The organism is Vibrio sp. B181a, assembly GCF_030248375.1.
GTDB classification, from domain to species: domain Bacteria; phylum Pseudomonadota; class Gammaproteobacteria; order Enterobacterales; family Vibrionaceae; genus Vibrio; species Vibrio campbellii.
In genome coordinates this window covers 43,466-66,921 of the sequence record NZ_JAHGAD010000028.1, presented here as the reverse complement: position 1 = coordinate 66,921, position 23,456 = coordinate 43,466, and the positions used below count along the sequence as shown (strand labels likewise).

Annotated in this window: 22 protein-coding genes; 15 read left to right on the top strand and 7 right to left on the bottom strand. The window is 44.5% G+C overall.

The features are described from left to right. The first annotated feature begins 136 nt into the window (after positions 1-136). Together KIO97_RS14975 and KIO97_RS14970 are read left to right on the top strand one after the other, a co-directional pair. A complete protein-coding gene (locus tag KIO97_RS14975; protein WP_285383231.1) occupies positions 137-2,773 on the top strand; it encodes an ATP-binding protein in 2,637 nt (878 codons plus the stop codon). A gap of 59 nt (positions 2,774-2,832) precedes the next feature. Further along, positions 2,833-3,822 (top strand): Gfo/Idh/MocA family protein, encoded by a 990-nt coding sequence (locus KIO97_RS14970; protein ID WP_285383230.1) that lies wholly within the window; start codon positions 2,833-2,835, stop codon positions 3,820-3,822. Between the two features lie 93 nt (positions 3,823-3,915). Here the strand turns inward: KIO97_RS14970 and KIO97_RS14965 are convergent, their stop codons facing one another. Both KIO97_RS14965 and KIO97_RS14960 read right to left on the bottom strand, forming a co-directional pair. Beyond that, the gene (locus KIO97_RS14965) at positions 3,916-5,253 is read right to left on the bottom strand and encodes an MATE family efflux transporter (protein WP_285383229.1); all 1,338 of its coding nucleotides are present in this window, start codon (positions 5,251-5,253) and stop codon (positions 3,916-3,918) included. A 123-nt stretch (positions 5,254-5,376) separates the two neighbouring features. Beyond that, a complete protein-coding gene (locus KIO97_RS14960; protein ID WP_005373603.1) occupies positions 5,377-5,691 on the bottom strand; it encodes a DUF496 family protein in 315 nt (104 codons plus the stop codon). 238 nt (positions 5,692-5,929) lie between these two features. On the opposite strand from KIO97_RS14960, the gene KIO97_RS14955 reads away from it, so the two are divergent. The 5 genes from KIO97_RS14955 to luxQ all read left to right on the top strand — a co-directional run bounded on the left by KIO97_RS14955 (position 5,930) and on the right by luxQ (position 11,265). Then, positions 5,930-6,133 carry a hypothetical protein gene (locus KIO97_RS14955; RefSeq protein ID WP_005433391.1) on the top strand — a complete coding sequence of 68 codons (204 nt, stop codon included), beginning with the start codon at positions 5,930-5,932 and terminating at the stop codon, positions 6,131-6,133. A 93-nt stretch (positions 6,134-6,226) separates the two neighbouring features. Beyond that, the gene (locus KIO97_RS14950) at positions 6,227-6,880 is read left to right on the top strand and encodes a YceH family protein (protein WP_038889043.1); all 654 of its coding nucleotides are present in this window, start codon (positions 6,227-6,229) and stop codon (positions 6,878-6,880) included. Next, positions 6,877-7,191, top strand: a complete 315-nt coding sequence (locus KIO97_RS14945) for a GIY-YIG nuclease family protein (protein WP_045370577.1) — start codon at positions 6,877-6,879, stop codon at positions 7,189-7,191. Before KIO97_RS14950 ends, KIO97_RS14945 begins: the two co-directional genes overlap by 4 nt. A 397-nt stretch (positions 7,192-7,588) precedes the next feature. Further along, a complete protein-coding gene (locus tag KIO97_RS14940) occupies positions 7,589-8,686 on the top strand; it encodes an autoinducer 2-binding periplasmic protein LuxP (RefSeq protein ID WP_038889042.1) in 1,098 nt (365 codons plus the stop codon). Further along, a complete protein-coding gene (gene luxQ, locus KIO97_RS14935; RefSeq protein WP_285383225.1) occupies positions 8,686-11,265 on the top strand; it encodes a quorum-sensing autoinducer 2 sensor kinase/phosphatase LuxQ in 2,580 nt (859 codons plus the stop codon). Before KIO97_RS14940 ends, luxQ begins: the two co-directional genes overlap by 1 nt. 112 nt (positions 11,266-11,377) lie before the next feature. Here luxQ and KIO97_RS14930 read toward each other — a convergent pair whose 3' ends face one another. Together KIO97_RS14930 and KIO97_RS14925 are read right to left on the bottom strand one after the other, a co-directional pair. Further along, positions 11,378-12,040 (bottom strand): PilZ domain-containing protein, encoded by a 663-nt coding sequence (locus KIO97_RS14930; RefSeq protein ID WP_045382063.1) that lies wholly within the window; start codon positions 12,038-12,040, stop codon positions 11,378-11,380. 93 nt (positions 12,041-12,133) lie between these two features. Next, on the bottom strand, positions 12,134-13,060 hold the full coding sequence (locus KIO97_RS14925) for a DMT family transporter (protein ID WP_211913551.1): 927 nt from the start codon (positions 13,058-13,060) through the stop codon (positions 12,134-12,136). Positions 13,061-13,209: 149 nt separating this feature from the next. Between KIO97_RS14925 and KIO97_RS14920 the strand changes: the two genes are divergently transcribed. Together KIO97_RS14920 and KIO97_RS14915 are read left to right on the top strand one after the other, a co-directional pair. Beyond that, on the top strand, positions 13,210-13,665 hold the full coding sequence (locus tag KIO97_RS14920; protein WP_005532544.1) for an Lrp/AsnC family transcriptional regulator: 456 nt from the start codon (positions 13,210-13,212) through the stop codon (positions 13,663-13,665). A gap of 46 nt (positions 13,666-13,711) precedes the next feature. After that, positions 13,712-14,326: a bifunctional 2-polyprenyl-6-hydroxyphenol methylase/3-demethylubiquinol 3-O-methyltransferase UbiG gene (locus KIO97_RS14915; protein WP_182052599.1), complete on the top strand. Its 615-nt coding sequence runs from the start codon at positions 13,712-13,714 to the stop codon at positions 14,324-14,326. 464 nt (positions 14,327-14,790) lie between these two features. Here KIO97_RS14915 and KIO97_RS14910 read toward each other — a convergent pair whose 3' ends face one another. After that, on the bottom strand, positions 14,791-15,333 hold the full coding sequence (locus KIO97_RS14910) for an ATPase (RefSeq protein ID WP_182052663.1): 543 nt from the start codon (positions 15,331-15,333) through the stop codon (positions 14,791-14,793). Positions 15,334-15,446: 113 nt separating this feature from the next. On the opposite strand from KIO97_RS14910, the gene KIO97_RS14905 reads away from it, so the two are divergent. From KIO97_RS14905 to secF, 4 genes are all read left to right on the top strand, one after another. After that, positions 15,447-16,115 (top strand): SH3 domain-containing protein, encoded by a 669-nt coding sequence (locus KIO97_RS14905; RefSeq protein ID WP_182052598.1) that lies wholly within the window; start codon positions 15,447-15,449, stop codon positions 16,113-16,115. Between the two features lie 144 nt (positions 16,116-16,259). Further along, entirely contained in the window at positions 16,260-16,739 is a 480-nt protein-coding gene (locus tag KIO97_RS14900) for a hypothetical protein (RefSeq protein ID WP_182052597.1), read from the top strand. 166 nt (positions 16,740-16,905) lie between these two features. Continuing rightward, positions 16,906-18,744 (top strand): protein translocase subunit SecD, encoded by a 1,839-nt coding sequence (gene secD / locus KIO97_RS14895; protein ID WP_285383216.1) that lies wholly within the window; start codon positions 16,906-16,908, stop codon positions 18,742-18,744. Between the two features lie 2 nt (positions 18,745-18,746). Beyond that, on the top strand, positions 18,747-19,649 hold the full coding sequence (secF, locus tag KIO97_RS14890) for a protein translocase subunit SecF (RefSeq protein ID WP_010644862.1): 903 nt from the start codon (positions 18,747-18,749) through the stop codon (positions 19,647-19,649). A 133-nt stretch (positions 19,650-19,782) separates the two neighbouring features. Here the strand turns inward: secF and KIO97_RS14885 are convergent, their stop codons facing one another. After that, positions 19,783-20,049 (bottom strand): hypothetical protein, encoded by a 267-nt coding sequence (locus KIO97_RS14885; protein ID WP_086370118.1) that lies wholly within the window; start codon positions 20,047-20,049, stop codon positions 19,783-19,785. 30 nt (positions 20,050-20,079) lie between these two features. Further along, positions 20,080-20,700: a LysE family translocator gene (locus tag KIO97_RS14880; RefSeq protein WP_081233995.1), complete on the bottom strand. Its 621-nt coding sequence runs from the start codon at positions 20,698-20,700 to the stop codon at positions 20,080-20,082. 757 nt (positions 20,701-21,457) lie between these two features. Here KIO97_RS14880 and KIO97_RS14875 point away from each other — a divergent pair. After that, the gene (locus KIO97_RS14875; RefSeq protein WP_005433356.1) at positions 21,458-22,198 is read left to right on the top strand and encodes an SDR family oxidoreductase; all 741 of its coding nucleotides are present in this window, start codon (positions 21,458-21,460) and stop codon (positions 22,196-22,198) included. 12 nt (positions 22,199-22,210) lie between these two features. Continuing rightward, positions 22,211-23,419, top strand: coding sequence for an acetyl-CoA C-acetyltransferase (locus tag KIO97_RS14870; RefSeq protein ID WP_103414768.1), 1,209 nt, complete (start codon positions 22,211-22,213; stop codon positions 23,417-23,419). Positions 23,420-23,456 lie beyond the last annotated feature (37 nt).

The following is a 23,456-nucleotide window of genomic DNA, read 5'->3' as shown; positions in this document are numbered from 1 at the left end:
ATGAATAGTGATTTTGGCGTTTTGACCACTTTAGGCGAGTTAAACAGCAAATAAAACACTTCATACAAGTTCATATTTAATCTATGAAAGTAGTCTAGTATTAATTCGAGAGCCTTTTCTTAATACGGGCGAACGGATGATCAAACTTTCTATAAAACTACGTTTAGCTCTACTTGCACTGCTACCTGCGGTGGTGATTGCAGTATTTGCTGTTAATCAGTTCTTTATTAATTCTCAAAGAGTCGTACAACTCAATCAAACGGTTAGTAACATTCAAGGTTTAAAGCTCATTTCTGAAGCATCGCATTTTGTCTATGAGATGGAGAAAGAGCGTCACCAATATGGAGAAGAGCAGCCTTTACCGATTGAAGTGAAAGTGCAACGCGACAAAGCGCTTTCTATTTATGATCAGTTCACTCAAAACAGTCATACGATGGAGTATTCGGATGATTTAAAGCGCGCGATGCTTGACGTAATCTCTGGCGATCTCAGTGACACGGTAGGATCGGGGGATTGGTCATTTCGTTTGTTGCAGGAAATGTCTGAAGCGTTAGTGCAGCACTATCACTTATTTGACAGTGATGAAGCGCACTGGATGCAAGATTTCATCGCCTACCTCGCGCAGCTATCGTATTGGACACAAAAAGAAGCCTGGTTAACGTATCGGTTATTGTTACAACCTAATAGTGTGCCGAATCAGAATATGTTCTTTCAGGCGATAGAGCGTCAACAGCAAAGCTTAGAAGGCTTTATAAAGCTAGGTGCGTCAGACGAACAGGTCGAAAAGCTGCTCAGTTTATACACTTCTCCCCGTTATTTATCGAGCATCGAAGCCCGGGGGCGTTTGCTAGCAGGAGAGATGTCTCAATCGGATTATGTAGGCTACTTGAGAGACCTTGATCACCGTGTTCAGCGTTTGCATGTAATGACTGCGGGATTCACTCAGCAAGTCGAGCACGCGCTCCTCATTCAAGTCAGTTCTCAAAAACAAAGTATCATGCTGATGACATCGGCGGTGATGGTTATCATTGTACTACTGTGTTGGCTGGGGTTTGGTACTTGGTATCGAGTGCACAGCAAATTGGACTCCATTATTCACTCTCTCAACACCTTGATTCATGAGCATGTGAAAGGGGAGAAGGTGGTGGTTGATGGCAATGATGAGTTCACAATCTTTGCGGAACAAGTTAATCGAATGATGGAAGAGCAAAACCGTCAAACAGAAGAGATTTTGCAAACCAAAGAATCGGCCATTTCTGCAAACCGAGCAAAATCCGTTTTTCTTGCCAGTATGTCTCACGAAATTCGCACGCCTCTAAACGGCATCATTGGAATGACTGAGATCTTGTCGCAAAGCGATCTATCGGATCATCAGAAAGAAGTCTTGAGTGACATTGATACGTCGTCGCACACACTACTTACTTTGCTCAACGACATTTTGGATTTATCTAAAATTGAATCGGGCCACTTGCAATTGTCTTTAATCGAGACTGATATTCGTGAAGTCGTTTATCAATCTGTGATTTTATTCCAATCCAAAGCGACGTCCAAGCGGCTGGAACTCAACATCAATTTAGACGAACGTATTCCTACTCGGATTAAAGTTGACGACCATCGCATCAAACAGATCATCATGAACTTGGTCTCTAATGCAGTGAAGTTTACTGAGCAGGGCAGCATTAATATCGACGTTAATTACCAAGAATCTACCACACAAAAGAGCGTATTTTTGACCTTCCGAGTGTCCGATACTGGTGTGGGGATAGAGCAGGACAAACTGGACACCATCTTTGAGCCTTTCACCCAAGAAGACGAAGGCATTTCGCGTCAATTTGGCGGGACGGGATTAGGGCTGGCGATTTGTCGACAATTGGTCGCCATGATGGGTGGACAGCTAACTGCTTCGTCCTCCAAAGGAATAGGGACCAGTTTCGAGTTCTCAATTGAAGTGGAAGCACTACCAAGTGTCGGTTGGCATTCCGAAACCATTCGCAGTGGTCTTCTTATTGGTGATAAATGCGCATATTTCGTACAAATTGTTAAAGAATGCCGCCTTGCCAGTATACAGCTCTCCGAGGTAGAAACTATTGACGCACTCGCTGAATCCTCATGGGACGCTGATGTCATCTTTTATTGTCATGATGGTAAAGCTGAGTTAACTCCGATAGTGGATGAGCTGGAAAACCATGTTGATGTAAGCCGAGTGATCATTTGTCAGCACCACTTGGCAACCACGTATACAAACTCAGAACGCATTCACGCGGTACTGACATTACCTTTTCTCGGTAATCGCTTTAGGCACGCCATTGATGAGCTTGCGCAGGTTGAGCAGAATGCTAAAAGTTACGATGTCACGAAGTCAGCAATGGTCCACAATATCAACCAGTCTCGTACACATCGTCGAATTTTGATTGCGGAAGATAATTTGATGAATCAAAAGATCGCCAGCTTCTTCTTGGATAAAGCGGGCTACGATTACTTGATTGCCAGTAACGGGCAAGAAGCCTTAGAAGCCATCACGAAAGGGGAACAGTTCGATGCCATTCTTATGGATTGCATGATGCCAATTATGGATGGTTTGACCGCAACAAAAGAAATTCGCCGTTGGGAGAAAGAAGTTGGGAGTGGGAAGACCACCATTATTGCTTTGACAGCGAGTGTGCTTGAAGAAGACATTCAGAACTGCTTTGCCGCGGGAATGGATGCTTACTTACCGAAACCTTACAAATCGAATCAACTGTTTGAGTTGTTTAATGAACTAAAGCTTGCTTAAATCGTGTCTGCGAGCCGGACTCCTTACGGCTTCCAGAACGATAAAGAAAAGGAAGTAATATGTTCAAACTTGCTGTGATCGGGACGAACTGGATCTCTCAACAATTTGTTGAAGCGGCGATTCAGACCAAAGAGTTTTATCTTCACGCCGTCTACTCTCGTGATGTAGAGAAAGCACGCGAATTTGGCTCACCTTACAACGCAGAAGCTTATTACGATAACCTCGATGCTTTAGGGGCGGATGAAAGCGTTGATGTAGTATACATCGCGAGCCCAAACTCATTTCATGCGCCTCAGGCAGTGCAGATGCTCAAAGCGGGCAAGCACGTGATCTGTGAAAAGCCGATGGCATCAAATTATTCTCTTGCTCAAGCGATGTTTAAAACGGCTGAAGAAAATAATGTCGTGTTGTTTGAAGCCTTCATGTCGCCATACACTCCGAATTTCCAAGTATTGAAAGATAGTCTACCGACGATCGCGCCTCTTCGTCATGCTACGATCAGTTACTGTCAGTACTCTTCTCGCTATCAGAAATATCTAAATGGTGAGAACCCAAACACTTTCAATCCTGAGTTTTCCAATGGCTCCATCATGGACATTGGTTACTACTGCGTTGGTTCTGCCGTTGAGTTGTTTGGCGAGCCGAATAGCGTACAAGCAAGTGCTCATGTTCTTCCTTCCGGCGTTGATGGTTGTGGCAGCGTGACGCTCGCTTACGATGGCTTTAATGTGAACCTATTGCACTCGAAGGTGAGTGATTCACTCATCCCAAGTGAATTCCAAGGTGAACAGGGTAGTCTGCTGGTGGATATGATTGCCACAGGCCGTGGTGTTGAGCGCATTTTGCGTGGTGAGGACAAAGAAGTACTCACGTTACCTCAAGAAGAGAACCACATGTTCTATGAAGCGCAGGCGTTTGCTAAGCAACTGAAACTTGGCTCGATTGACCCTCAAATGAAGCAACGTTCATTGACGGTCGCGAAAGTGCTGACTGAGGTAAGAAGACAAACAGGCGTTGTATTCCCTGCGGATAAAGTCGCACTAAACTAGGCGCTTGCTTTTCTAAAGCTTTAAAACAGCATCATGCTAAATGGTCTAAAGAACAAAGCCCTCATCGTGAGGGCTTTGTTTTATTTGGCTCTCTTAAGCCGCAGCTTCAGCAGAAACGAGCTTATGAATGGTTTTACGGTATGTTAAATAAGCAGCGATACCTGCCATGAGGTTACCTAGGCAAGCGCCAATAAGCAGCCCTTTAATACCTCCCATTTGGGCGCCAATCCAAAGGCACGGAAGGAAGAACAAAAATAGTCGTAGAGCGGAGATGGTTAGCGCTGTGTACGACTTACCTAAAGCATTGCAGATCGACACCATCAACATACACACACCCAGCGAACCTAAGCTGATAGGTACAATCATCAAATGCATTTCAAGCACACTGGTCACTTCAGCATCACTGGTCATAAGCAGAGCAAGTGGATCAGCAGCGACAAAGGTGATGATGGCGATTAGAAGCTGGAAGCCAAGAACAAATTTCACCGCGATAGAAATCAGCGATTGAATGTCAGCGTAGTTTTTCGCACCCAGTAATCGGCCCACCATTGGCGGCATAGACATGGTTAATGCCAATACCGAAACGATGGCAAAGAATTCGTAGCGAGACCCTAAAGCCCAAGAAGCGACGGCTGCGGTACCAAATCCAGCAAGTAGCTTAGTTGCCAACATCGAAGAAAGTGGTGGCAACAGTTGGCTGATCATCGCCGGCCCCATGATATTGCCGATGGATGTAACGCTCTTAACCACATTCAAATCGTGCCATTCAAAGCTAGCCCAATGATTCCTCTGAACGCGAGGAGCCACTACTAAAATACCGAAGCCAAAAGCAATCACTGTCGCAATAGCGGCACCGTTAATCCCCAAATCAAACGTGAAGATAAATAGCGGATCGAGCACTAAGTTCACACCGCTGGTGACCATCATCATGGTGCCAGGTAGCATGGTGTTGCCATTTGCGCGGCAGATACTGTAGTAGAAGTACAACACCGCACCTACCCAAGAACTCAATAGCCACCAAGGCCAGTAACTGTCGATGATTGGCATCACGGTATCAGGTGCGCTCAACAGCGAGAGAATAGGGTAGCGCAGCAGCCAAATAAGCAGGCCAAAGACCGCAACACCAACAGAGCCAATCATGAGCACTAGGCCTCCTAGCTGCTTAGCATAGCGAGCGTTGTTTGCGCCGAGTGCTTTTGAGATGACCGCTGTGGTCGCGATGCCTAAGCCAACTTGAATACCAATCACCACCATTTGAAGGGGGAGAGTGAAACCTTGTGCTGCAAGGGGAAGAACACCAAGTTGGCCAATGAACGCACTATCAACCAATTGGAAGCTCATTAGTGACAGAACGCCAAACAGCATTGGCCAAGTCATTGTAAAGAGTTGTTTCGCTAACGTCGGTTGGGCATTAGAAGAAGTAGAAGACATACAAAATATGGGTGTTTTTGGAACGGAAATTGTGTTTATTGTACACACTGTACAACAAAGAGACAAAAAGAAACCCCGAGCAAGGCGTGCTTGCTCGGGGTTGAATATGGCAACTAAATCGGCTTATTTTTTACCGCTAGTTTGCTTGTCTTCTTCTGTTAGCTCACGGATACGACGGCTGATGTCACGGCGTGCTTTAGAGATTTCTGCACTCTTGATGATGTGATCGTCAACGCGGTCTTCGTAGTCAGCTTTCATGTTTTTGATGATTGCAACGATCTCGTCGTGAGTCATTTCTGGCTTGATGTAGTCTAGTAGGTTTTCTAGTAGGTCTACACGTTTACGGTTGTCACGAACTTTTTTCTCGTTATCAAGCAGCTCACGTTTTAGTTTGTTTTTACGACGAGCTTGGTTCACGATTTCAAATACGCTACTCATGGTTCCCTTTCCTAATTTGTGAATATCTGACTCGATTAAAGCACAACATCTCGTGGCATAACAGTCTTTAGATCAAACGCGCGGCAGGGTTGAACATTTATCCACCAATTTTGATGTGGTATTAACAATCGCGCGTTAAAAGCGTGAATGTTGCTCACTTGAACGCAGGGACTCGTTGTCATGCTGGGGCCTTCGCTATATTATCGATAGCATTCAAGATAAAGATATGAAGCTCGAAATGAACTCTGGAACTATTGCGGAGCAAGTCGAAAACCAAGATGTCGAATCCCATGACGACTCTATGGCAACGAAGCTCAAAGCCGCATATGTGGCGGCGAGGACGCAACTCGAAATCACCGAAGTTGAACTGAACCGTTCAAAGATAATGATGATTGATGAGAATGGGAAGATGACCAAAGTGTCGATTCTCTCAGAGCATTAAGACCTAACCCGATTCGCAAAGGGTGTCAGGTCCATGCGCTATGCTTTAGCCTGATACCCAAATTCAAATGCAACAATAATAAGGAAATGCATTATGAAAGTTGAGCTAACGGCAATTGAAGCACGAGTAATTGGCTGCTTAATCGAAAAAGAAGTGACCACCCCCGACCAATATCCTCTCAGCCTTAACGCATTGACTAACGCATGCAACCAAAAGAGCAATCGTGAGCCAGTAATGTCGCTATCCGAAGCTGACGTACTGGACGCGGTTGATGCGTTGATCGAACGCCGTTTAGTGAGCGACGAAAGTGGCTTCAACAGTCGCGTGAGCAAGTACCAACATCGATTCTGCAATACCGAGTTTGGCGATCTAAAACTAACGGAACAAGAGAAAGGCATCGTATGCTGCATGCTGCTTCGTGGTGCACAAACGCCAGGTGAGATTCGCACTCGCACAAACCGTCTTGCGACCTTCAACGATGTTAAAGAAGTTGAAAATGTACTTGAGCACCTTGCTAATGATGAAAAGGGCCCATTAGTCGTGAAGCTACCTCGCGAAGCCGGTAAGCGTGAATCTCGATACATGCATTTGTTCTGCGGTGAAGTGGATGTCAGTGAGCTTGCAGTAGCAACGACGGCCCCTTCTTCTGCGGGCTCTGAACGTATTACACAGCTTGAGCAAGAAGTCGCAGAGTTACGTGAAGAGCTTGCCGCTTTGAAAGAGCAGGTTGAATCTTTGCTTTCATGAGTGATACTGCCGAGCAACGTTGGAGTGTTTATCTGATTCGCAACAACCGCAATGCTTTGTATTGCGGGGTAACAAATGACGTGGAAAGGCGTTTTAATCAGCACCAAAGTGGTAAAGGCGCGAAAGCACTAAAAGGAAAAGGGCCGCTTGTACTTGAGTGGTCCTGTGCTTTTGAAAACAAAAGCATGGCTATGAAAGCGGAATACTTCATCAAACAGTTAACTAAAACTAAAAAAGAGTTACTGGTGCAAGAAAGTGCGGCGATTCAAGTTGGTGAAGACCAATCATTCGTCTTTTACTCGCGTAAATGAGTTTCGGCACGCCAATTCGTTTATTGGGAAGGCTTAGGTGTAGTAGTCATAAGTGCAATGTATTGCCAGTCAATATAAAGGTCTCGGCAGTCAAAACGTGCAAACTTGAGCGACTCGTTCCGTATTTTTCCTCGAATGAATACCCAAAATGACAAAAAATAAACCGCCTTTAAATGGCGGTTTATTTTTGACGCGTGTGGGCGAATTATTAATAGTTGTGGGTATCATTTCGAGCGGTTGTACCACATAATACGTTGATGCCCGTTCGGCTTTGTATCAAGAAAATTTATATAGAAACGGGCAATTTATGGAAGATGAATTGATTAGGGTAAAGGATGACTCGGCTAGGCAAAAATAAGAGCAGATCCATGCTCGATAAAAACTAAAAGAGCAATAGATGAAGAAAGCGTTACTATTTTCCCTGATTTCTATGGTCGGTTTTTCTCCAGCGTCTCAAGCAACACAAGTTTTGAATGGGTACTGGGGTTATCAAGAGTTTTTGGACGAGTTTCCCGAGCAACGAAATCTCACCAATGCTTTATCAGAAGCAGTACGAGAACAGCCGGTCCCACTGTCTAAACCGACAAAACGCCCGCTTAAAATATCAGTGGTTTACCCAGGACAGCAAGTTTCAGATTACTGGGTAAGAAATATTGCAGCATTCGAAAAACGTTTGGATAAGTTGAATATTAACTACCAACTGAACCAAGTGTTTACTCGTCCAAATGCTGATATCAAGCAACAAAGCTTGTCATTAATGGAAGCGCTAAAGAGCAAATCGGATTACTTGATTTTCACGCTTGATACGACAAGACACCGTAAATTTGTTGAGCACGTTTTGGACTCAACGAACACCAAATTGATCTTGCAAAATATCACTACACCAGTCCGTGAGTGGGACAAACATCAACCGTTTTTATATGTCGGATTTGACCACGCAGAAGGCAGTCGTGAATTAGCAACAGAATTCGGAAAGTTCTTCCCAAAACACACATATTACAGTGTGCTCTACTTTTCTGAAGGTTATATTAGCGATGTGAGAGGTGATACTTTTATTCACCAAGTAAACCGTGATAATAACTTTGAGCTACAATCAGCGTATTACACGAAGGCAACCAAGCAATCCGGCTATGATGCTGCGAAAGCGAGTTTAGCAAAACATCCAGATGTTGATTTTATCTATGCATGTTCGACCGACGTTGCATTGGGTGCAGTAGACGCACTGGCCGAGTTGGGACGTGAAGATATTATGATCAATGGTTGGGGAGGAGGCTCTGCTGAGTTAGACGCTATCCAGAAGGGTGATTTAGACATCACCGTCATGCGTATGAATGATGATACTGGCATAGCCATGGCAGAAGCGATTAAGTGGGACTTGGAAGATAAACCAGTTCCGACCGTATACTCAGGTGACTTTGAAATCGTAACAAAGGCAGATTCACCGGAGAGAATCGAAGCGCTGAAAAAGCGCGCATTTAGATATTCAGATAATTGATGACAACAACGCGATCAAACATTAAAAAGCGTCGCTCGCTGGCGACGCTCATAACAAAGATCATCATTTTAGTTCTTGCCCCAATTATTCTGGGGATTTTCATTCAGAGCTATTACTTCTCCAAGCAAATCATTTGGCAAGAAGTAGACCGAACCAAACAGCAAACCTCTGCACTGATCCACAATATATTTGATAGCCACTTTGCGGCGATCCAAATACATCATGACAGTAATTCCAAGAGCGAAGTCATTCGTGATTTTTACGCTGATCGCGACATGGATGCGCTCAACTTTTTCTTCCTCAGTATCGACCAAAGCGATCCGTCGCACACACCAGAATTCCGTTTTCTAACGGATCACAAAGGCATCATTTGGGACGATGGAAATGCGCATTTCTACGGCGTAAACGACCTTATCCTTGATAGCCTTGCCAATCGGGTCAGTTTCAGTAACAACTGGTATTACATTAATGTCATGACCTCCATTGGTTCTAGACACATGCTCGTGCGCCGTGTACCGATCCTAGACCCTTCAACAGGAGAGGTGCTTGGTTTCTCATTTAATGCCGTCGTTTTAGACAACAACTTCGCTTTGATGGAAAAGCTCAAGAGTGAAAGTAACGTCGACAATGTGGTGCTGGTCGCTAATAGCGTGCCTTTAGCAAACTCTTTGATTGGTGATGAGCCTTATAACGTTGCTGATGTACTGCAGCGTAAAAGCTCAGACAAAAGACTCGATAAGCTGTTGGTAATAGAAACGCCAATTGTGGTAAATGCAGTGACTACTGAGCTTTGCTTGTTGACGGTACAAGACAATCAGAGTGTGGTGACATTACAAATCCAACATATTCTAGCCATGCTTGCATCGATCATCGGAATGATCATGATTGCTTTAATGAGTAGGGAATGGATTGAAAGTAAAGTTTCGGCGCAGTTAGAATCTTTGATGTCTTACACCCGTTCTGCTCGTGAGGAAAAAGGGTTTGAACGATTTGGCGGTTCGGATATTGAAGAGTTTGATCACATCGGTTCAACCCTTGAAAGTACATTCGAAGAGCTTGAAGCGCAGAAGAAGTCGTTCCGAGATCTGTTTAATTTTGCCTTATCACCCATCATGGTTTGGTCTGAAGAGAGTGTCCTGATTCAGATGAACCCTGCCGCGCGAAAAGAATTAGTGATCGAAGACGATCATGAAATCATGCATCCGGTCTTCCAAGGCTTTAAAGAGAAATTGACCCCACACCTTAAAATGGCGGCTCAAGGTGCGACGCTGACTGGGGTGAACGTGCCTATTGGTAATAAGATCTACCGATGGAATTTGTCGCCAATTCGTGTTGATGGGGATATCAGTGGCATTATTGTGCAAGGCCAAGACATTACAACACTTATCGAAGCCGAGAAGCAGAGTAACATTGCGCGTAGAGAAGCAGAAAAATCGGCGCAAGCGCGTGCAGACTTCCTTGCTAAAATGAGCCATGAAATTCGTACGCCAATCAACGGCATTTTAGGTGTCGCGCAATTATTGAAAGATTCTGTCGATACACAAGAGCAGAAGAATCAAATCGACGTCCTGTGCCACAGTGGCGAGCACTTGCTTGCAGTACTGAACGATATTCTCGATTTCTCAAAGATAGAGCAGGGCAAGTTTAATATTCAGAAACACCCATTCTCTTTCACCGATACCATGCGTACATTGGAAAATATTTATCGTCCGATTTGCACAAATAAAGGGGTTGATTTGGTCATCGAGAATGAGCTTGACCCGAATGTTGAAATCTTCACCGATCAAGTCCGCTTGAATCAGATTCTATTTAACTTGGTGAGCAATGCCGTCAAGTTCACGCCGACTGGCTCGATTCGACTGCACGCAGAACTGGAACAATTCTATGGTGCGGAGAACAGCGTGTTAGTTGTGGAACTGACTGATACTGGCATCGGTATTGAAAGCGATAAGCTCGACCAAATGTTCGAACCTTTTGTGCAAGAAGAAGCGACAACCACTCGCGAATATGGCGGTAGCGGCCTAGGTTTGACCATCGTTAAGAACCTAGTCGATATGTTAGAAGGTGATGTTCAGGTCCGCAGTAGCAAGGGAGTGGGAACAACATTTGTTATAACACTTCCAGTAAAAGATCGTGAGCGTGTCTTAAGGCCTCTGGAGGTCAGTCAACGCGTTAAGCCAGAACTCTTGTTTGATGAGAGTTTGAAAGTGCTGCTGGTGGAAGATAACCATACCAATGCGTTTATCCTTCAGGCTTTCTGCAAGAAGTATAAAATGCAGGTGGATTGGGCGAAAGATGGGCTGGAAGCGATGGAGCTCCTCTCTGATACCACCTACGATCTGATCCTCATGGATAATCAATTGCCTCACCTTGGTGGTATTGAGACAACGCACGAGATTCGCCAGAACTTGAGGCTTGGAACGCCAATTTACGCGTGCACAGCAGACACCGCGAAAGAAACCAGTGATGCGTTTATGGCGGCAGGTGCAAACTATGTCATGCTCAAACCAATTAAAGAGAATGCGTTACATGAGGCGTTTGTCGATTTCAAACAACGTTTCTTGGTAGAAAGAACCTAACGGTTAAATGGCAGTGATAAGTTAGGGCCTGAAGTTAAATAATAAAAGTGAAGAAGGGAGCGCAATGCTCCCTTTTTATTTTGTGCAAACTCATGACTATTAAGGCTTATTGCTAAATTGTGCTAGCCGAAAAGGAGTGCTCCAAGAGCTCGTTCTTGAGATCGTCGGTCATGTTGAGCGGTTCAGCGAACTTTACGCCGACAATCCAACCTTTTTGAAGCTTTTTGATATTGGCCACAGAGCAGCGGTTTTCCTCATCGATATGCCCGCTGAGGGGAGATTCGATGGTGATGATGTCACCAACGGCGAACTCTGGTTCAATCAATGTGGAAATGCCACAACCGGAGAGCGAGAAATCGACTAAGTTGCTTTCGTACCTATTGCTCATGTGATCGATAGTACATGCCAATTGCAATTTATATCGCTCATGCCCTCTTACTGGCTTCGTAGCAAAAGTGGCTGGAATCCTCACAAACAGCAGTGGGGAAGGGCGTAGCAAGTTCATTAATACACTGGTTTTAAACGCAACAACGTGCCCGAGGTCGGTATCGGACACACCGCGAATAACAACGTCCACATTGTTTAGCTTTCTTAGTGCTTGCTCTTCGAGTAAGCGAGTGGGTATATCGAGAATAATATACGCGTTTTCTTTTAAGCCAAGATAAGTTGCAGCATAAATGTACTTTTCTTCCGGACCAAACTCGAAGTTAATCGAGACTCGCATTCCTGTTTTTAGGAACTTATGCAGTTCATCATTAGTGTGAGTTGAAGGCATAACTTCTGACGTTTTAAATTCTTATCGCAGTAGGTTATCAAATCGCTGTTTTTGCTTTCAATAGGCGAGATGAAAAGTTATGCATTTTTGTTCTTATCTGTGAACAGGGGGCCGATAATTTTGGCTAGGATCTTGTTTCATCAAGACATTACTTGCGACGATACTGCCACAGGTGACAAGCAGCAACGCACACCAAGTGAGTGAATCAGGTTGTTCGTTAAAGACTGGAATCGCTAATAAAGTTGCCAATACGGGCGTTAATGACCCAAATGCAGCACTGGCTTCCGCTCCTATCGTTCTAACGGCATAAAGAAAGGTGAAAGAGGCAATCAGACCTGCGCCAACCCCTTGCAGCAGTAGGTGACCAACTAATTCATTCCAAGGCCATTGCTTGATAGGCGTTGTAGCAAGGTAGCTATCAAGCCAACCAAACCCCACGGCGATAACGAGCATGGCAAAAGAAATGACCGATACAAAACCTGCGCAAACATAGGCGTTTAAGTTCGCCACGCGCGCACTAATCGTAAAGATTGCCCACATCAGGCTGCCAACCAAAAATAAGCTGTGTCCCTTAAGTTGTAGCCAGTTGTATTCGGCCCCTAAGTTGGACAATAAAAACACCAGAATGCCAAGTAATACGGCTGATAAGCCAATAATGCGATGTTGACTCAATGGTTGCTGATAACACAAGACAGCGATAGCAGAGACAAATAGCGGTAACGTCCCTGGGATTAAAGCACTGCCATGAGAAACAGGCGCATAGTGCATCGCAGTACCTGCAATCAGAAGATAAGGCAGCCCACTGCCTACAATGATGCCGAGCAAATACTTACTTGGCACCACGCGTATTTTGTTCATGGACTTGAGCACAAACGGCAGTAATACCACGGCAGGAATAAGAAAGCGTGCTAAAGCAATGTCTGCAGGCTGAAGATCGGATATCGCGCCTCCGCGCAGAGAGAGAAAAAAACCTGACCAAAGAAAAAGTGTTGTAATGATTGCAGCGTATCCAAGTGCCATAAGGCATTCCGAGTGTTTGTAAATGATGTGTTAATTATTGAATGAAAGTGACGCTCAATGGTGGCAAAATATGACCGAATAAAACTTAAACTTAGTGAATTTCATCTTGGTATGGATAATATGTGGTGAAATTTGGCAAGGAAGGCGGAATGGATAAAATTGATCGACTGTTATTGGATTTGATACAACAAGACGCGACGATGACAACCAGTGAGCTCGCGGATAAGGTGGGGCTTTCTGCTTCTCCCTGTGCGAGAAGGATCAAACGCCTCGAACAAGAAGGGGTGATCAGTGGCTATCGAGCGATGATTTCTCGGGAGCGAGCAGGAATTGCAATGACGGTGTTTGTCGAAGTTAGCCTCAATAATCATCAGGCAACATCGATTGATGACTTTGAGCAAGCGATCAGCGATATGGAAGAGGTCATTTCATGCCATGTTGTTTCCGGAGCGTATGACTATCTGCTAGAAGTTGTGAGCAAAGATCTCACGGGTTACGAAGCATTCACGCGCAAGTTGCAAAGGCTTGAAAACGTCAAAGACATCCATACTCATCTGGCCATCCGCCAAGTTAAAGGCAACGGTAACTTACCGGTTTACTCATAATTACGACGGTTTACAGATCACTCTTACGCTCAGGTAGCAAGGCATTATGAAATGGCTCGATAGATTACGCATCGCTCATTACCACCGAAAAAGACACAAGCAGTTCGGTGCCGACAAAGCTCGAACCTTAGGTTGGCAAGACACCTTTAGCCAAATCACGCGCTTTGAAGCTCTTTGTCGTGACTTGCATTTGGACGGAGCGAGCATTCTTGACGTTGGCTGTGGCTACGGAGATTTGCTGGCGTTCATTGAACAAGCAGGGCATCGACCGAGCGTTTATGTGGGTATCGATCAGCAGAGGCAGTTTATTGCTGATTCACGCAGACGTCTCTTCCAAACAGAAAATCAGTTTATGCGTGGTGACTTTTCTAAACTTATCTTGCCTAGAGTAGACTATGTGGTTGCGTCAGGCTCGCTGAACTATCAATCAACGAACCCGAACCATACGATCGAGATGATTGACAAAATGTATCATGCGGCAAATTTGGCTTGTGCTTTTAACTTGTTGGATGAGGCTAAATTGCCAAGTATGAGGATGTTGGAGTCCCACAACAAAGAGGGAATAGTGCGTTATTGTAAGCTGTTGAGTGAGCGGAGTTATCTCATCGAGGGGTATTCCGACCATGATTTCACGGTGGTGATGCCTAAGCTGATCAAATAGCGCGCAATAAAAAACGGAGCCAGTTTCCTGTCTCCGTTTGAAATATTCTTTTAAGCCTTATTGGTATTTGTATTTTGAGATCTCACAGTTACCTGTGTGTCTATCAACCTTAAATGAGAACGCGGCTGAATGGTATTCCCTCCCATCGCTCCAAATTGTCTCTCCGAAGATTTTGCATAGGTCCAAATCACTGATTGAACCGAACTCTTTAACGTGCCTAACTACTGACAAAAACTTGGCTTTGGTAGCATTAGGACAATCCCTGTTACTTAATCGATTGATAACCATTGGTTTAGTATCATCTCCAGCCAAATGTGACTTTATATTAAATTTTGTTAATGGGTAAATTACCCAAAAACTGGTCGCAAGTAAAGCGTTATTGTGACGTACTTCTCTATAAATTGACCTGTTTGCCTATTAATTGCTCAATTTCATTAACGGGAACAATCCCAATATGAATAGGGTTATTGAGGCACATTTTGAGCGTATTTCAACGCGCTGGCTTCTTTAGCGTACAGCTGTGCTAAACCCAAATATTGTGTTGCTAGTTGCTTATAGTCTTTAGCAAGCTGGGAGGCGTTGATTTGATACCACTCTGCGCTAATTTGATTCGCTTTTTCATCCGAAATCTCACACTTATCGGCGAGTTTTTCCCAGCCGTTGGCCATCCATGTCGATTCTTTGCTGAGTTTTGCTAATGTGTTGGCTTTGTCAGTGAGTTCTCTTTGGTACTGAATTGACGCTTCGAGTTGATTATGGAAAGCGCGTTGGTTGATTTGCGCGCGCCATAAGAGCGTCAGCTCATGGGGTGAGAAGGTCTGTGAGAGTAACTGTCGTTGCTTGTGCTCGGTTAAGAGTGCATTGAATGTCTCAACATACTGATTGTAGTTGGACTCTAAACGGTTGAATTGGGTAAGATTGTCATTCCAAGATGCGTGATCACACTGGATGCTTGCGTAAGCAGGAAGTGGGAATAGTAGCAATATCCATTTGAACTTATTCATCATTCTCTTCACGTTGGTTAGTTGACGCATCTGTTATGCACCTTCTGTCATTATAGTTACTATGGCGATACTTATTGCTTAAGTCATGCTGTGTAAGGAACAAAAAGGAATAGAACATGAAGAAGGCCCTGATAGCACTGGTTATTCTGCTCTTATTTGGTGGGGCTGGAGCTGCATATTACTTTTTCTTTATGCAGAAAGAAGAGCCCGTTGCTGAACAAAAGCAAGAACCAGAAAAGCCGAATGAGCCAGCAGAGAAGCCGAAACCAATCATGGACCTAGAGGCTCCTGCACCCGAGATCACGGAATACTACGTAATAGAGCGACGTATTGATGTTTATAACAAGCCTGAGCACCAAGCGTTAGTCGTTGACTCATTGTACAAAGGAGAGAAGGTCTCTGTACTGGAAAAGGTCGATGGCTGGTTTCGATTATCGGATTACATTGTGTATGAAGAGGGTGGGGAAGAAACAGCAGAATGGGTCGATTCAAAAGGGTTGTCTGATGCGGAACCTGTTATCAAAGAACATGAGCGTTTAGAAATTCTAGATGGTTACTTACAAAAATCAGACGATTTAAAAACGCACCTCGATATGTTTCGAAACAAAACCCAGCAGTTACTGGATGACGAGACATGTGACCCAAGTGATTTTGAAGAATTGGGCGGCTGGGTTCGCTCGGTGACATACAAGACGCGGAATGTGTACTTCATCTACTGTGGCGGGCTAGAGCAAGAAAACAAAATCTATTTGGATGTCGATAAAGGCGAAATATTTTACCGATGAATATCGCGTCAGCCCCTATGGCAATTGCTTTCCATGGTTGAAAACAGAGATTTATAACTTTTTAGTTGTTAAGTATAAGCAATAGGAATACTATCACCGAGCTGAGTTGAAGAACTCGGCTCGTTTTGTTTTAAGTGAGCTATCATGCCTTGGATTTACGTTAGAAAACTGCTTTTGTTGCTTCTTGTAATGGCTTTGTCGCCACTGCAGGTGTCGGCTGCACAAGCAGAACAGAAATCCTATTTGCCTCACTTCTCCAAGTTGCAGCCATTTACGGCAACCAGCTCTACATCAAGTTCACCTGTAGATTTTGCGGAATTCACAGAAGAAAGCACCCAGTCTCCAGTTTCTGAAAGCCATGCTTTCCAAGACTCTCTTGCTATCTTTAATTCTCAACGTTGGACATCGCACCTGCGTGAGAATATCGAAGACGAACACATTGATTTCATTGGCGATTTAAATGCGCCATTTTATGCTGATGCTGGCTACGCTTATAGCCTAATAGACATCAGTTGGCGTCAAAACCAATCTGTATTTAATCACTTCGTTAGCGACCATCGTCTTTCCGGCTGGAAAGAAACCAACGCCATGTATGTCGCGCTTAATAGTCAATTTTCTGCGTAAGCACCATCACTCTGCACATCTTGTGCGTTCTTAACACGATAACTCTTCAACAGGGCCACTAAAGCTCTGGGGATTCTGTACCTGCATATCGTTCAGGTAAGCGTTTTGTCGTGTCTTGAATTTAATTATTTAAAGCTTCACTGATCAGTGAAGGGATGATGTTTACATGAAGAAAACACGAAAACCACAAAAGAACAGAAAAGTGCTGAATCATTACTCAGCATGGAAATACGTCGTACTTATTACGACCGTTATTATTTTAACCTTGAGCGCGATTCCAACCTGGTTTGGTGAGCAGCCTTCTATTCAGGTCACATTTGCTGACCAAAGCAACAGTGCGATGTCAGTGGTCCAGCTAGACCAACTGTTGAAAACGCATCATATTCCTGCGTCTAAGATCATTGAGAAAGACGGAAAAACCACCATCGTTTTTGATGGCGAAGACGCGCAAAGTAAAGCACGCGCATTGCTTAACGAGCAGCTAGACAAAGACGACAGCATTACGTTCTCTTACGTTTCTGTTGCTCCTGAATGGTTGAACGAAATGGGCTTTAGCCCGATCAAACTTGGTCTTGACCTTCGTGGCGGCGTGCAATTCCTACTAAACGTAGACGTGAACAAAGCGTTCGAGGAACAACGTGATGCATTGGTTGATGAGATCAAAGCAAATCTGCGTGAAGAGCGTATTCGCGGTGTTCAAGTTCGTGCAGAAGCGCACAACCACATCGCAGTAAACAGCGAGAACGAAGCAGGTCTCAAAGCGGCAAGCCAATTCATTCGTCAAAACTACCCTGGTTGGACAATGACTGGCTCAGATCGCGGCTTTGAGCTTCAACCAAGTGAACAGAACATCCAAGAATTCCAAACCACGACACTTCAACAAAACTTGAAGATCATGCGTGGTCGTATCGAAGAGCTGGGTATTACAGAAGCGTTGGTTCAACGCCAAGGCAAAGAGAGCATCCGTATTGAGCTTCCAGGTGTTCAAGATCCAGCACAAGCGAAAAACGTTATCGGTGCAACAGCCAGCCTTGCGTTCTATGAAGTAAAAGACGCAGGTCAAGCTCGCAGTAGCCAAGACCTTGTCTTGAAAGACAACGACGGTCGTACAGTAATTCTGACTAAGCGCCCAGTACTAACGGGTGAGCACATCGTAAACGCACGTGCTGGTGTCGACAAAATGGGTATGTCAGAAGTAAACATCTCTCTAGACCACGCGGGTGGCAAGAAGATGAGTGACTTCTCTGCAACACACATCGGCAAACCAATGGCGACCGTATACCGCGAGTACAAAACGGACGAACGTGGTATGACAGAGCGTAGTGAGCGCGTCATCAGTGTTGCAACTATCCAGTCTCAACTTGGTAGCCAATTCCGTATCACAGGTGCGGGTAGCATGGATGAAGCACAACAGCTTGCGCTGCTTCTGCGTGCAGGTTCTCTAACTGCGCCAGTGACGATCGTTGAAGAACGTACAATTGGTGCATCTCTAGGTGCAGAAAACATCCAAAACGGTTTTGCTGCTCTAGCACTAGGTATGGGTCTAACCCTGACATTTATGGCACTTTGGTACCGTCGTCTTGGTTGGGTTGCGAACGTGGCTTTGTGTGCAAACATGCTTTGCTTGCTTGGTCTAATCGCACTGCTTCCTGGTGCCGTACTAACGCTTCCTGGTATTGCTGGTTTGGTTCTGACTGTCGGTATGGCGGTGGATACCAACGTAATCATCTTCGAACGTATCAAAGACAAAATGCGTGAAGGCCGCAGCTTCGCTCAAGCGATCGACCTCGGCTTCGACAGTGCATTCGCAACTATCCTTGATGCCAACATCACCACCATGATCACTGCTGTGATTCTATACGCGATTGGTAACGGTCCAATCCAAGGCTTCGCGCTAACGCTAGGCTTGGGTCTGATGACCAGTATGTTTACAGGCGTATTCGCTTCTCGTGCAATGATCAATTTAATTTGGGGCCGCGATGGCCGTCGTGATGTGAGGGTTTAATCATGGTCGAAATGCTAAAACAAAATATCCGTAAGATTCGTTACTTCACGACTGCTGTATCGGCAGTTCTAACGATTATTGCTCTTGTTGCTCTGGGAATGAAAGGGCTTAACCTAGGTCTAGACTTCACTGGTGGTATGGTTACTGAAGTGAAAGTCGATAAACAATTGACTAACCATGATCTGCTTAACGCACTTCAACCAAAGCTTGGCGAATCAACATCAGTCACGCGTTCAGGTGAAGATGGCCGTTGGGTGATTCGTTACTCTGCACCTGCAGAAGGTCAAACACTACCGAGCGTAGCAGATGTGCTTAAACCAATCTCACACCAAGTTGATGTGGTAAGTAACAGCATCGTTGGTGCTCAAGTAGGTCAAGATCTGTTTGATCAAGGTGGTTTAGCGCTATTGATTTCAGTACTGACGATTCTTGGTTACTTGTGTTTCCGCTTTGAGTGGCGTTTGGCAAGTGGTTCGCTGTTTGCTCTGGCACACGACGTTATCTTAGTCCTCGGCTTCTTTGCAATCACGCAAATGGAGTTCAACCTAACGGTGTTTGCGGCGATTCTGGCAATTCTTGGCTACTCGTTGAATGACTCGATCATCATCGCAGACCGTATTCGTGAACTGCTGGTGGCTAAGCAAAACTGGAAAACAGAGCAAATCAACGACGAAGCAGTACTGGCGACATTCTCACGTACTATGGTGACGTCAGGTACTACTCTTATCACCGTTGGCGCGCTGTGGATTATGGGCGGCTCAGCTTTGGCTGGCTTCTCGACTGCAATGTTTATCGGCGTACTATCTGGTACGTGGTCATCTATCTCGATTGGTACGGTGCTTCCTGAATGGTTGAAGCTAGAACCAAAACACTACCTACCAGTAGAGATCGACACTGCACCATAATACTTGGTGTGTAAGGTAAAAGTGCTTGCGCCACTCAATTTGAGTGGCGCTTTTTTATCTAGAGAAACGAGAAACGAGAAACGAGAAACGAGAAACGAGAAACGAGAAACGAGAAACAAAATAGAAGAGGGCGTTATTTGACTCTCATCAGTCGATGTTTGACTGAGCCCAAATCAAACTCGATAACCTGGGAGCGCTTCATTGATTCTACTTTGGTGAGCATGGAATCTTTGTAGCCTTTCTTTTTCATCCACTGTAACGGCTCAGAGAAGCTGTCCTCATTGACCACATAAGATTCTCCTTTGTGTTCACCGGCGTAGACATTTACTACCCATACTCGAGCATGGAAATCCAATACCTCACCGATGGCCTGTTTGAGCTTATCTAAAATTTTCTTCATAACTCGGACTTTCTATCGAAAACGCTTTCTTTAACTCATCAACAGCCATACACCCACACCCATCATCAAGGTGCCAGCGATTCGGTTCATCAAGCGGACGTTTTTTGATTGCCCCAGCAAACGCTTCAAGCCTTTGCCACCTGTGGCGTAAAGCGACATACAAATGAACTCGAACATCAGAATAATCGAAACAAGTACGATCAGCTGAGGCGCAAGAGCGGCATTTTGATTGATAAAAGGTGGCAGAAGGGAAATCATAAACGCCCAACCTTTAGGGTTGGCGATTGCGGTAACAAAGCCCTGTAAAACCAAATCCCAGTTGCCACTGGTCGGAATATCAACATTCTCAACGTTGATGGCGAGTTTGCCTCGTGAGCGCCACATTTCGATGCCTAAATAGAGAAGGTAGCCACCACCAATTAATTTAAGGGCGGTAAATAACCAAGGATAATTCAGCATTATTGCAGCGATGCCCAATACCGCAGAGACAGACACCAGTGCCACGCCAACCAGTTCACCAGCCATCATCCATAGGGTTCGGCGATACCCAATACTCATTCCTAACGTGAGAGCAAGGGTCATACACATCCCAGGCGTGATCGAAACAAAGAAGAAGGTAGGGATGAACATGGTTAGCAAAGCGGTATTCATGAATATTGATGATTATGTAATTTATGAGTTAGGGCTCAAAGATAGTGCAAAGTGACGTTCAATGCCACCTTTAAAGAAAATAGTCATGGGTAGCATAGGGCTAACATTCAGCTATTTAATAAAATCTAAATAGCAATTAAATGCGTGCGACATATTAGTGCGCCTTTGCACCAAATAATGGCAAGAATAGATAAGACTCTGTGTTTCTATTTATAAAATCGAATCATATTTTTGGTATTAATTGTTAATCAAATAGATTTCTTTTTTATCAGTAAAGATCAAAGTTGAACTCACTATTTTTAAGTATTATATAGGTAAGTAAATGATATATTTAACATTTGGTAGTATAAGCTTTGAAGGTATTTATCTAATGATTTGATTGAGATTTATTAGTTAAAAAAAGAAAGATGATCTTAAACTACTTGTAAATGTAACGTAGATGAAAAATCACCTAAGTGATTGAATATATGATGGTTTACATTTTAACTTAGTAATCTATTTTTATTTAAAGTTCTTTTTTATCAATGACTTAACCTAGATTAACGTTTTTATAACATTTCATTCTGAGTGAGATCTAAATCAATCTTATGCAAATGATTTGGTTTTTTATTTGAAATGTAACAATTCTAGGTTAACTTAAAAATAAAGGCGGCAGAGGATTTGTTGCCACAAGAATATATTAACATGTCAGTTGGCGAAGAATTTCGCCAGTGTCTTAATTTGCTTTTTTAATGCCGTTAAGAATGGAGTCTTTTTAATGAAGAAAGTCGCTTTGATCACTGGATCAAAAGGCGGAATTGGTTCTGCAATTTCCTCTCAACTAGTGAATGATGGTTACCGCGTTATTGCAACGTATTTTACTGGTAAATATGAGTGTGCTTTGGAATGGTTTAATGAAAAAGGGTTTACCAAAGATCAGGTTCGCCTTTTTGAATTAGACGTGACCGACACCGCTCAGTGTGCCGAGAAATTGGCACTTATCCTCGAGGAAGAAGGGACAATAGACGTCGTTATCAACAACGCAGGTATCACACGTGATGGCGTGTTCAAAAAGATGACTGCTCAAGCTTGGAACGACGTGATCAATACCAACCTAAATAGCTTGTTCAACGTGACGCAGCCACTTTTCGCAGCCATGTGTGAAAAAGGTGGTGGTCGCATCATCAATATCTCTTCTGTGAATGGTCTGAAAGGGCAGTTTGGGCAAGCAAACTACTCGGCAGCAAAAGCTGGCATGATTGGATTCTCCAAAGCATTAGCCTACGAGGGCGCACGCTCAGGCGTCACAGTAAATGTTATTGCTCCAGGATACACAGGCACTCCAATGGTTGAACAGATGAAACCAGAAGTGCTTGAGTCGATCACGAGTCAAATTCCAATGAAGCGTCTGGCGACGCCAGAAGAAATTGCTGCATCAGTGAGCTTTTTAGTAAGTGATGCAGGCGCGTACATCACCGGCGAAACATTGTCGGTGAATGGCGGCCTATACATGCACTAAGGAGTATTGATGATGGAAAAAGTATTTATTGTTGCTGCGAAACGTACCCCAATTGGCGCATTTGGTGGAAGTCTAAAAAATACCTCAGCAGGTAATCTTGCTGCGGTCGCGATTAAAGGCGCGCTTGAGGCTGCATCACTTTCTGCCGATAAGGTTGATGAAGTGATCGTTGGTAACGTAATTGCTGCGGGCCAAGGCATGGGTGTTGGGCGCCAAGCAGCATTGTTTGCTGGTATTCCAGAGTCAGTACCCGCATATGGCGTCAACATGGTTTGCGGCAGTGGTATGAAAACCGTCATGGATGGCGTTTCTCATATTCGCAGTGGCGATGCAGAAGTCGTTGTAGCAGCGGGCGTTGAGGTCATGTCGCAAATCCCATTCATCGTGCCTAGCGTTGTGCGCGACGGTAACAAAATGGGCAACATGGAGTTGAAAGATCTCCTTATTGCTGACGGTTTGACGGACGTTTACAACCAATACCACATGGGCGTAACTGCTGAAAATGTGGCTAAGGAAGTGGGTCTATCGCGTCAACAACAAGACGAATATGCACTCTCAAGCCAACAAAAAGCGGTGGCAGCGATTGAAGCAGGCAAATTCAAAGACGAAATTGTTCCTGTAGAAGTCAAGCAGCGTCGCGAAACCGTCGTATTTGATACGGATGAATACCCAAAAGCAAACGCGACACTAGAAGGTTTGAGCAAGCTACGCCCTGCGTTTGACCGTGAAGGTACAGTAACCGCAGGTAACGCTTCAGGCATAAACGACGGAGCAAGTGCCATCATTTTAGCATCAGAGAGCGCGGTTCAAGCGCACGGCTTAACGCCAATTGCTGAAGTGGTGAGCTATGCTCAATCAGGTTTAGATCCTAAGGTTATGGGTCTTGGTCCTGTGGAATCAGTCAACAAGGCGCTGCAAAAAGCCGAGCTGAAAACCAGCGACATTGATGTTTATGAATTGAATGAAGCCTTTGCTGCGCAAGCGCTAGGTGTGATTCATAAACTGGCAGAAACCAACCAAGTACCAGTGAGCTCAATTCAAGATAAGGCCAACTTTAATGGTGGCGCTATCGCATTGGGTCACCCACTCGGTGCGTCGGGTAACCGTATTCTGGTTACGCTAGTACACGAACTTCACAAACAAGACGGTCAATACGGTGTTGCTTCACTTTGTGTGGGCGGCGGTATGGGCACGGCTGTGGTTGTAAAAGCAGTTAAATAGTTATTTAAACGGAAATTTTTAATTCTTTCTCTAGGAG

Excerpts from the sequence above, each read along its gene's own strand:
- luxQ (WP_285383225.1), top strand. The coding sequence starts at position 8,686 with ATGACAACAACGCGATCAAACATTAAAAAGCGTCGCTCGCTGGCGACG.
- KIO97_RS14900 (WP_182052597.1), top strand. The coding sequence starts at position 16,260 with ATGCCTTGGATTTACGTTAGAAAACTGCTTTTGTTGCTTCTTGTAATG.
- KIO97_RS14910 (WP_182052663.1), bottom strand. The coding sequence starts at position 15,333 with ATGATGAATAAGTTCAAATGGATATTGCTACTATTCCCACTTCCTGCT.
- KIO97_RS14975 (WP_285383231.1), top strand. The coding sequence starts at position 137 with ATGATCAAACTTTCTATAAAACTACGTTTAGCTCTACTTGCACTGCTA.
- KIO97_RS14870 (WP_103414768.1), top strand. The coding sequence starts at position 22,211 with ATGGAAAAAGTATTTATTGTTGCTGCGAAACGTACCCCAATTGGCGCA.
- KIO97_RS14925 (WP_211913551.1), bottom strand. The coding sequence starts at position 13,060 with ATGGCACTTGGATACGCTGCAATCATTACAACACTTTTTCTTTGGTCA.
- KIO97_RS14880 (WP_081233995.1), bottom strand. The coding sequence starts at position 20,700 with ATGAATACCGCTTTGCTAACCATGTTCATCCCTACCTTCTTCTTTGTT.
- KIO97_RS14915 (WP_182052599.1), top strand. The coding sequence starts at position 13,712 with ATGAAATGGCTCGATAGATTACGCATCGCTCATTACCACCGAAAAAGA.
- KIO97_RS14875 (WP_005433356.1), top strand. The coding sequence starts at position 21,458 with ATGAAGAAAGTCGCTTTGATCACTGGATCAAAAGGCGGAATTGGTTCT.
- secF (WP_010644862.1), top strand. The coding sequence starts at position 18,747 with ATGGTCGAAATGCTAAAACAAAATATCCGTAAGATTCGTTACTTCACG.
- KIO97_RS14970 (WP_285383230.1), top strand. The coding sequence starts at position 2,833 with ATGTTCAAACTTGCTGTGATCGGGACGAACTGGATCTCTCAACAATTT.
- KIO97_RS14945 (WP_045370577.1), top strand. The coding sequence starts at position 6,877 with ATGAGTGATACTGCCGAGCAACGTTGGAGTGTTTATCTGATTCGCAAC.
- KIO97_RS14965 (WP_285383229.1), bottom strand. The coding sequence starts at position 5,253 with ATGTCTTCTACTTCTTCTAATGCCCAACCGACGTTAGCGAAACAACTC.
- KIO97_RS14920 (WP_005532544.1), top strand. The coding sequence starts at position 13,210 with ATGGATAAAATTGATCGACTGTTATTGGATTTGATACAACAAGACGCG.
- KIO97_RS14950 (WP_038889043.1), top strand. The coding sequence starts at position 6,227 with ATGAAAGTTGAGCTAACGGCAATTGAAGCACGAGTAATTGGCTGCTTA.
- KIO97_RS14885 (WP_086370118.1), bottom strand. The coding sequence starts at position 20,049 with ATGAAGAAAATTTTAGATAAGCTCAAACAGGCCATCGGTGAGGTATTG.
- KIO97_RS14930 (WP_045382063.1), bottom strand. The coding sequence starts at position 12,040 with ATGCCTTCAACTCACACTAATGATGAACTGCATAAGTTCCTAAAAACA.
- KIO97_RS14905 (WP_182052598.1), top strand. The coding sequence starts at position 15,447 with ATGAAGAAGGCCCTGATAGCACTGGTTATTCTGCTCTTATTTGGTGGG.
- secD (WP_285383216.1), top strand. The coding sequence starts at position 16,906 with ATGAAGAAAACACGAAAACCACAAAAGAACAGAAAAGTGCTGAATCAT.
- KIO97_RS14960 (WP_005373603.1), bottom strand. The coding sequence starts at position 5,691 with ATGAGTAGCGTATTTGAAATCGTGAACCAAGCTCGTCGTAAAAACAAA.
- KIO97_RS14955 (WP_005433391.1), top strand. The coding sequence starts at position 5,930 with ATGAACTCTGGAACTATTGCGGAGCAAGTCGAAAACCAAGATGTCGAA.
- KIO97_RS14940 (WP_038889042.1), top strand. The coding sequence starts at position 7,589 with ATGAAGAAAGCGTTACTATTTTCCCTGATTTCTATGGTCGGTTTTTCT.